General features: G+C 42.3%; 9 protein-coding genes. 1 reads left to right on the forward strand and 8 read right to left on the reverse strand.

Going from position 1 to position 9,116, the window contains the following annotated elements; all coding sequences use genetic code 11:
• Window positions 1-46: 46 nt before the first annotated feature.
• The 8 genes from B879_RS10290 to B879_RS10325 all read right to left on the reverse strand — a co-directional run bounded on the left by B879_RS10290 (window position 47) and on the right by B879_RS10325 (window position 7,485).
• Entirely contained in the window at window positions 47-364 is a 318-nt protein-coding gene (locus B879_RS10290; protein WP_009185113.1) for a HypC/HybG/HupF family hydrogenase formation chaperone, read from the reverse strand.
• Window positions 342-2,726 (reverse strand): carbamoyltransferase HypF, encoded by a 2,385-nt coding sequence (hypF, locus tag B879_RS10295; protein WP_051012667.1) that lies wholly within the window; start codon window positions 2,724-2,726, stop codon window positions 342-344. Before hypF ends, B879_RS10290 begins: the two co-directional genes overlap by 23 nt.
• Window positions 2,672-3,397: a hydrogenase nickel incorporation protein HypB gene (gene hypB / locus B879_RS10300; protein WP_009185115.1), complete on the reverse strand. Its 726-nt coding sequence runs from the start codon at window positions 3,395-3,397 to the stop codon at window positions 2,672-2,674. The genes hypF and hypB overlap by 55 nt, the downstream gene beginning before the upstream one ends.
• Window positions 3,398-3,574: 177 nt before the next feature.
• Window positions 3,575-4,975 carry a dihydrolipoyl dehydrogenase gene (gene lpdA, locus B879_RS10305; RefSeq protein WP_009185116.1) on the reverse strand — a complete coding sequence of 467 codons (1,401 nt, stop codon included), beginning with the start codon at window positions 4,973-4,975 and terminating at the stop codon, window positions 3,575-3,577.
• 117 nt (window positions 4,976-5,092) lie between these two features.
• Window positions 5,093-5,578 (reverse strand): methylated-DNA--[protein]-cysteine S-methyltransferase, encoded by a 486-nt coding sequence (locus B879_RS10310; protein WP_040400441.1) that lies wholly within the window; start codon window positions 5,576-5,578, stop codon window positions 5,093-5,095.
• 261 nt (window positions 5,579-5,839) lie between these two features.
• A complete protein-coding gene (locus B879_RS23570) occupies window positions 5,840-6,061 on the reverse strand; it encodes a hypothetical protein (RefSeq protein WP_009185118.1) in 222 nt (73 codons plus the stop codon).
• Window positions 6,062-6,414: 353 nt separating this feature from the next.
• Window positions 6,415-6,645 (reverse strand): addiction module protein, encoded by a 231-nt coding sequence (locus B879_RS10320; RefSeq protein WP_010608498.1) that lies wholly within the window; start codon window positions 6,643-6,645, stop codon window positions 6,415-6,417.
• A 144-nt stretch (window positions 6,646-6,789) separates the two neighbouring features.
• Entirely contained in the window at window positions 6,790-7,485 is a 696-nt protein-coding gene (locus tag B879_RS10325) for an XRE family transcriptional regulator (protein ID WP_009185120.1), read from the reverse strand.
• A gap of 98 nt (window positions 7,486-7,583) precedes the next feature.
• On the opposite strand from B879_RS10325, the gene dinB reads away from it, so the two are divergent.
• Entirely contained in the window at window positions 7,584-8,774 is a 1,191-nt protein-coding gene (gene dinB, locus B879_RS10330; RefSeq protein WP_009185121.1) for a DNA polymerase IV, read from the forward strand.
• The last annotated feature ends 342 nt before the right edge of the window (window positions 8,775-9,116 follow it).

Raw genomic sequence — 9,116 nt, forward strand, 5'->3', positions numbered from 1 at the left:
TTTAGAGCAAGAAATTTAAAAATCAAGCCTTGCTTATAATATAACCTTAAGCACCATCCGCCGATTGGCTTTTACTTGAATTGATGGAGGGCAGGTCGTTTCTATCGGTTTGGGTATGTTCGATCAATTCATCAATTTCACCAATCTGCTCTAGGTATTCAAATGATTTCTTGGCTTCCTCCTCGTCCACAATACTGATGGCAACGCCTACATGGACAAGCACATAATCCCCAACTTTTGCTTGGGGAACCATTTCAAGGCTGGCCTGCTTCATGATGCCTCCAAATTGGATTTTAGCCATTCTGACCAGACCATCATACATGGTCTCTATACTTTTTATTTTACCGGGAATCGCCAAGCACATAAGATTTTATTTTAAGGTTTTGTGATCTATTTTTTATATGATACCAGGCCATTTGGCCAAGGGATATATTCTCGTCATTGGGTGACAACTGTTCATGGAATAAAAGTTGATAATCATCCCCCAAGTATTGCTGAAGCAAATCAACCAAAAGGGCATTTTGGAAAACTCCTCCTGAAAATCCAATTTTCCTACAAGATGTATTTTGGATGACTTGAGAAATGATGTGAACCAAGGTCAGATGAAATTTGGCAGCAATAAGGCCTGAATCCAAGCCGTTTGACTTATCCTTTATTATTTGAGAAATTAAATCAGCACCCGAAATCTTATCTTTTACAATGGAATCCATAAAATAAGATTGGGTGGCAGCATGACCATTTGCGTCAAAGTAGTTCCTGGCCAATTGTTCCAATAGCATGGCGGCCTCCCCTTCATAGGTATTGAAATCACAAAGCTCCAATATGGAAGAGACTGCATCAAAAATCCTCCCCATGCTGTTGGTTTGGGCATGGCCACCTTTATCAAGCATTTTGGTATAAAGTACCCATTCGGTAGTAGAATACTTTTCTTTGAGGAAGTCAAGCGGTTCTCCTGTATGATAATAAAGCACCAAAGCCGAAAGTCGTGGTTCAATGGACATTTTGTCCCCCAGGATATAATCAAAATAGTCAAAAGAACAAACCCGCTCAAATTCTCCTGAATTGAAAACAAAAAACTCTGAGCCCCATAAAGCTGCATCATTTCCAAATCCCAGCCCATCCCAAATCACTCCCAAGATGGGTTCATCAGCATCAAGAGCGGCATATTCCCAAAGCAAGGCGGCAAAGTGTGCTTCATGATGGGGAACTTCTGTAACATTCACATGAGGGAAATTGCCTGCAAACCTTCTGCTATGGTACAAGGGATGCTTATCCATCAATATTTGCTGAGGTTGGATACCAGTAAGGTCTAAAAACTTGGTCAAAGTGTCCAGGTATCTCTCCTGTGTATCAAAACTGTCCAGGTTTCCTAAGTACTGACTCACATAAACATTATACACATCCCAAAGGGCAAAAGTAGCTTTTAAATCAGCCCCTAATGCTAAAATCGGAAGCTCAGTTTTTATCCTGACCTTATTCCAAAAAGTCGGGGCCAAGCCCCTGCTCCTTCTCAGAATTATTTTTTGTTGGGAATTTTCAGCAATGCGCAAAACGCTATCATCTTGAGGGAAATGGATTTCCCTATTGTGATAAATGACGGCATCGGCAATTCCGAGAAGATTTTGTATGGCTTCTTGATCTTTAAATTGCAAGGGGCTTAGGTGAAGGTTACCACTAGTGGCAATAATTGGTTTGCCAACTTTTCTGGAAATAAGGAACATCAATGGGTCTGCAGGCAAGCAAACACCTAAAAGAGAAAGACCTGGAGCAACCCAAGCTTGAGTGCCATGAAGAGAAGTATATTCCTTCGGTTTGCAAAGCACAATTGGCCGGGCAGCTGATCTTAACAACTCTATTTCTTCATGTGAAACTGTGAAAAAATCTGAAAGCATATTTTCATCATGAACCATCAAGGCTAAGGGTTTTCTGGGCCTCTGCTTTCTTTTTCTGAGTAATTTTACAGCATCCGAATTGGTAGCATCTGTTAGCAATAAAAAGCCTCCTGTTCCCTTTACTGCAAGAATTCCACCTGATTGGATAATAGTTACGGCATGGTCTACAAAATCAATAGGCTTAGAAATAGTAGGATCCGTTTCGGGAAAAATCCTCAAATTTATTGGACAATCAGGACATGAATTGGTTTGGGAGTGAAAGCGCCTGTCATGTTCGTCGTGATATTCATCCATACAAGAAGAACACATCCCAAAATTCCCCATGGATGAGCGATGCCTATCATAAGGAATGCCTCTTAGAATAGAATACCTGGGACCGCATTGTGTACAGGAAATAAAAGGATATTGATAGCGCCTGCTTTTTGGATTTAACAACTCCGATTGACAGGACATACAAATTCCAAAATCTGGACTGACGTTGGCACTCTTACTCTCACCTTCTTGAGAGGGTAGAATCTGAAAATCCTTGGTAATGTCTCCTATGTTGGAAATTTGCTCAATCTGTAAATTGGAAATTACTGCCAGTGGCGAAAGCTTGGATTGTAATTCTTCCAAAAACTCATCGAGATCAAGTTTTGAACAATAGACTTCTACGGTTACTCCTTTGCTTGTATTGAATACCTTACCGCCCAAGCCCTTTGCTTGAGCAATGCGCGAAACGTGTGGCCTAAACCCCACTCCCTGCACCTGTCCTTCAATATGAACGCTCCAAAATGGCACTAGACAGCAACTGAATCTGATGATTTTTTCTCTTTGATTTTTGCTTTTAGCCAATCACACCAAGCTTCAATGCCCGTTCCGTTCACAGATGAAATTTCAATGACTTCAATATTTGGATTAATAGCCCTTGCGTCATTGGTGACCGCCTCAACGCTAAAAGGGAGATAAGGCAAAAGATCTGCCTTTGAAACCAACATCAACTCGCTGGTCAGGAACATTTTGGGATACTTTTGAGGCTTATCATCACCTTCTGTGGTGGCAATAAGTGTAACCCTATAATCTTCCCCAAGATCAAAAGAGGCTGGACAAACTAAATTGCCTACATTTTCGACGAAGAGCACATCCAAACCGGAAATATCAAAACTCTTTAGAGCCTGCCACACCATCTGGGCCTCCAAATGGCAAATACCTCCTGTCACAATCTGTAAAGCTTTCCCGCCTACTTCCTTGATGCGGTCGGCATCTCTCTCCGTTTCAAGGTCACCAACAAGAATCCCTATATTTATCTCATCATTCAATCGCTTTACTGTTTCCTGCATAAGAGTGGTTTTTCCACTTCCAGCAGATGAGGTGATGTTGATCATCAGTACTTTTTTTTCTGACATTTGGTTTCGGATACTTTCTGCAACAAAATCATTGGCTTGCAGCAAATGGATAGTGGTATTGTCGCAGGTAATTGTACCTCTTACATTCTTACTTGACTTTGGGGCTTTCGTATTGGACATAATCTAATCTCGTTTTTCCCCAATATACCATTAAAAAACCCTTAAATTAAACTTTAGTAAATTTTTTCTAAAAACAACTCAATCCTACTTACATACCAAAAAACAAAAAAATAAGCCTGACTTCGAAGTCAGGCTTATTTCTATTTTACTGATAATCAAATAAAAATCACTTCATTTTTAAATATGAATCACCTCATCATAGGCAGCCGCAGCAGCTTCCATCACCGCCTCGGACATGGTTGGGTGTGGGTGAACTGTTTTGATGAGCTCATGACCAGTAGTCTCCAGCTTGCGGATGGCTACAATCTCAGCAATCATCTCAGTTACATTAGCACCGATCATATGGGCTCCTAAAAGCTCTCCGTATTTGGCATCAAACACCAATTTCACAAATCCATCCTTGGCACCAGCAGCTGATGCTTTACCGGAAGCTGAGAATGGGAACTTACCCACTTTCACTTCATAACCCGCTTCTTTGGCCTGGGCTTCGGTATAACCTACAGAAGCAATTTCAGGCACACAATAAGTACAACCTGGGATGTTATTGTAATCCATAGGCTCAGGATGATGGCCTGCAATTTTCTCTACGCAAATGATCCCCTCTGCAGAGGCCACGTGGGCCAAAGCCTGACCAGGCGTTACATCACCAATGGCATAGTATCCTGGCATGTTGGTTCTGTAGTACTCGTCTACTTTGATCTTTCCTTTTTCCACCAAGACCCCTACATCCTCCAAACCGATATTTTCCACGTTGGATACTACACCAACTGCAGAAAGCACCACATCACATTCGATGACGGATTCTTTGCCTTTTTTGTCCTTAACGGTCACTTTACAACCCTTACCTTTGGTATCCACACCAGTAACTTCCGTAGAAGTCATGATGTTGATTCCTTTTTTCTTGTAGATGCGCTCCAAAGCTTTAGACACCTCTTCGTCTTCATTGGGTACAATCCTGTCCATAAATTCGACAATGGTCACTTCCGTACCAATAGCACTGTAGACATAGGCAAATTCCACACCGATGGCTCCTGAACCCACTACCACCATTTTCTCAGGTTTTTTGTCCAATACCATTGCCTTACGGTAACCGACTATTTTTTCATTGTCAATTTTCAATGCCGGAAGTTCTCTCGCCCTTCCCCCGGTAGCGATGATGATGTGATCAGCAGTATAAACTGTTTTCTTACCATCTTTATCTTCAACTTCGACTTTTTTGCCCGGCTGCACTTTACCCCAACCCAACAATTGGTCAATTTTATTCTTCTTAAACAGGAACTGTATCCCTTTGGACATGCCTCCAGCCACATCACGGCTTCTTTTGATCATGCCACCAAAATCCATTTCGGCACCTTTGACTTTAATGCCGTAGTCCTCGGAATGGTTGATATATTCAAAAACCTGGGCACTTTTGATCAAGGCCTTGGTAGGGATACAACCCCAGTTCAAACAGATACCACCCAATTCAGCGGCTTCCACTACTGCAGTTTTCAAACCCAGCTGTGAAGCACGAATAGCGGCTACATACCCACCTGGACCCGACCCTACAACAATCAAATCATATTTCGTCGAAGACATATTTTTAAAGTTTAATTTTCAAATAAGCTACGCAAAAATAAAGCTTTTGGGCAGAGAAAAAAATGGAAATGAGATGTAAAACCTCATTCCAAATTTAAATGAAGCATAGTTTGTATCTTAAAACTCAAGCTTCACTTGCTCTCCTACTTTTTCCTTCTGCTCCATTTCCAATAGCTTTGATTTCCGCCAAAGTCCTCCGGCATAGCCGGTGAGTTGCCCTTTCTTCCCCACAATTCGGTGACAAGGCAGCATAATCAAAATGGGGTTTGCACCAATGGCTGTACCCACTGCCCTAATGGCAGAAGGTTTTCCCATATTATTGGCGATCTTTTCATAGGTACTAGTTTCACCAAAGGGGATCTTATTGACTTCCATCCAGACCTGATGCTGGAAATCTGTGCCTCCAAAAGCCACCGGTATATCAAATGTCTCTAGTTTGCCCTGAAAGTAGAGCCCAAGTTGTATTCTAACGTCCATCAGAACGCCATCCAAAAAGGTGTCAGTTACAGGTTCGTCTGTAAATTGAAGCCTGACCAGGTATCCATCCCAAGCCTCTGCCCGGACATTACCCAAAGGAGTTTCCATCACTGCAAATTCTTTCATTCCATTACTCTTTAAAGGGTGAGGATAATTCAACATGTCAATTAAACCCTGATTATGCATTATAACTCGTAATTATTGGTGCACCGTGGCGTAGAAATTAAAATGCTATTCCGGGTGAATACACAAACGTGTTACAAGGTATAACGGATTTAAATAGATTTTGTCTTGGAAATAGGATTTTTATTTCTTCCGTAGAAAAAATACCACCTCTTCCGATCGAGTTTTCACAAACCCAAAAAGTGATAGACAACAATAAAAGAATCAACTTTTTCGATTAAAAAACCTAAGCGGATCTCTTTTACTATGCACAATAGCGGTAATCACCACCGTTAAATTGGGCTCATCTATGTAAAAATGAATATTATAAGGGAATCTCTTTGGATGGGCAATCCGAACATTTCTATATCGAACCGCATGAGCGAATGGCTCTTTTAATAATTGTTGGATAGCAAGTTCCACAGCCAGGGCAAATTCTTCTTCCAAGCCTTGGCGTTGAGTTTTATACCACTCTTTTGCCTGCTCTACATCATTAAGTAGGGCTTGCTGAAAAAGTCTCAGGTATGCCAGCTTCGAAGCGGGCGATTGAAGATGTATGCTTATACTTCGAATGAGCCCAATGAAGAAGATGGTATGCCTGAGACTAGCCTGAAAATTTCAAATTTTGAAATTTTCAGGTGCACGCAAATCAAACTGGATCATTTAATAAGTTTGCACCTGCTTAAAAAGATAACGCTTAATAAATGGGGTATTCATCAAAATTTAAAGAAATTATTCTCCAATTGGCGTTTTTCAGCACGCCCTAAGTACTTCATCAAAAAATAGCAGACTATAAGGTATTATAATTTTCTCTTCAGCTCTTCAAAGATTTTTTTTCCCTCTATCAACCTTTCTGGATTTTGAGAAATCTCTTCAAGTCTCCGATCAATCAAATCTTTCTCCCATTTTGGAAGATCTTTACTTATTTCTTCAATATCCGGATATAGATTTTTTATGGCAAGCCAGTCCTTAATTGGAATAAAAACCCCCATATCCTCACCATTACTGTCTTGTATCATTTGTAATTTCATTAGTCCAGTAAATTTTGAATGTGAACAACAACATGTTATGCTTAGCTTACCGATTTTCCTTGAAATTAGTTGCATTTCATTATCGCTAAGGCTTTAATATTCTGGTTATATGCAAATTAGTCAATTAGATTGGCTAAGCCAAACTCAAACCATCATCAACCTGTACCTCCACACTTCCCTCACATCTGAGATATTGACATAGAAAGGCTTGTAAATAGGATTGCTGGAGCAAAGCAAGAGGCGCTCCTTTTCCCTGATCTGATTGTAGGCAATTTTAAACGTCACCCCATCCTGTTCGGTGACCACCACATATTTTTCCCCATCCTTGATGGAAAACCAGTCATCCACATATTCACATACCAACCAGGCGCCTTCGGGAATGGGCAACATGGAATCCCCATCCACCTGAAAAACCCGGTGCTTCTTATCCTGGGGCAAAAAGGGCAGGGAAAATCTGGGCAACTCTTCTATAAAATCCGGATCAGAAAAGCCTGCCAGATAGGAAGCCTTGGCTTTTTGTGAGACCACTTCGATCAACTCCTTTCCCTCAGCATCTACCGTGGTACTGAGAATACGGAGGTTGCGACCCCGGAGAAACTGATCTGTCTCCAAAAGCTGCCGGAGTTTGTATTCAGAAAGTGCGCCCAGATCCTTCCTCAAAAGGATATCCACCGAAACCCCGAAATAATCCGCCATCTCCAAAATGGTCTCCAAAGGAGGATTGATGTTCAGCTCATAGCCTGCCAGTTTGGACCTACTAATACCTAAAGCATTGGCCAAAGTTTCCTGCGTGAGGCCTTTCTGCTTGCGTAGAAATTTAATATTGGCGTTGAGATGCATTTTTTATGTCAGCTACTGTCATACATTCTGATTTCACTTTCCAAATATACAAAATATGTCTAAATTATAAACAGTAAAATGTTAAAATATTTGACAAAATGAGCAGTGGGCGAAGTATAGTGCATATGGATTTGGATTCGTTTTTTGTGTCGGTGGAGCGACTGTACGACAGCAGGTTGAATGGTAAACCCATCCTGATCGGGGGATCGGGAGACCGGGGAGTGGTGGCTTCCTGCAGCTATGAAGCGAGAAAATTTGGGGTACACTCGGCCATGCCGATGCGGACTGCAAGACAGCTCTGCCCGGAAGCCTTGATCATCCGGGGGGATTTTGAGAAATACAGCCAAAAATCCCATGAAATCACGGAAATCATCCGGGAGGATGTACCCCTATTTGAAAAATCCTCCATCGATGAATTCTACATAGATTATACTGGTATGGACAGGTTTTTTGGTTGCTTCAAGATGGCCAAAGAACTGCGGGAAAAGATCCTGAAGGAAAGCGGCCTACCCATTTCTCTGGGCCTTTCCGAAAACAAGACCGTGTCCAAAGTGGCCACAGGAGAAGCCAAACCCAACAATTACAAAGAGGTAATCCGGGGCACAGAGAAACCGTTCCTTGCTCCCCTCTCTGTGCGGAAAATCCCCATGATCGGGGAAAAGACTTCCCTTACCCTCTACAATATGGGCGTAAAGACCGTCAAGACCCTGCAGGTCATGCCCTCAGAATTACTGGAAGCTACTTTTGGCAAAAACGGATTGAGCATCTGGGAAAAAGCCAATGGGATCGACCGCTCCCCTGTGGTGCCCTACTCAGAAGCCAAGTCCATCTCTTCGGAAAACACCTTCGAACAGGACACCATAGATGTGAAGATGCTAGAGGCCAACCTCATTGCGATGACAGAGCAATTGGCGGGTAAATTGCGGCAAAAGCAGCAGCTCACAGCCTCTGTCACTGTGAAGATCCGCTATTCGGACTTTGATACGCATACGGTACAGCAACGCATACCCTATACCTCTGCAGACCATACGCTCATCAAAACGGTGAAAGAGCTGTTCAAAAAGCTGTACACGCGCCGGCTGCTTATCCGCTTGATCGGCGTGCGCTTCAGTAATCTCGTGCATGGAAATTATCAAATCAACCTCTTTGAGGACACCGAAGAGCAGATCCGTCTGTATCAGGCCCTGGACAAAATCAACGTGAAATACGGAGACAAAACTGTCTGCCGGGCCATTGGCATGCAGGTAGGAAGAAGACGTTTCAACCCTTTTAATGGAGTGGCGCTATAGAAGAAAAGAATGAGGCATTTAAGATAGAATAATGGGCCACAAAGACTGAAAGACACAAAGGAGATCGGTTTTTCGGTTCCTGCATTCGGAATTTCAGGGATCATTGGTCCCGCGTTCGGAAACGCGTGACAACGTAGAACCTCTTTTCCTTGTTTCCTTTGCGAAAACCCTTGCGCCCTTAGCGGTTAAAAAAATGAGCTGAAAGCTCCATATTCAATTGTCCCGCGGTGCAACCGCGTGACAGCAGGTTACGGGACTGGTAGTGATCTACTGTGAATATGTGGTAAAAAAACCGATTCTAAAATACATGGTATCAGGGTTCGGGATTACAAATCCCGAACA

It is taken from the genome of Cecembia lonarensis LW9 (assembly GCF_000298295.1).
Lineage (GTDB): Bacteria > Bacteroidota > Bacteroidia > Cytophagales > Cyclobacteriaceae > Cecembia > Cecembia lonarensis.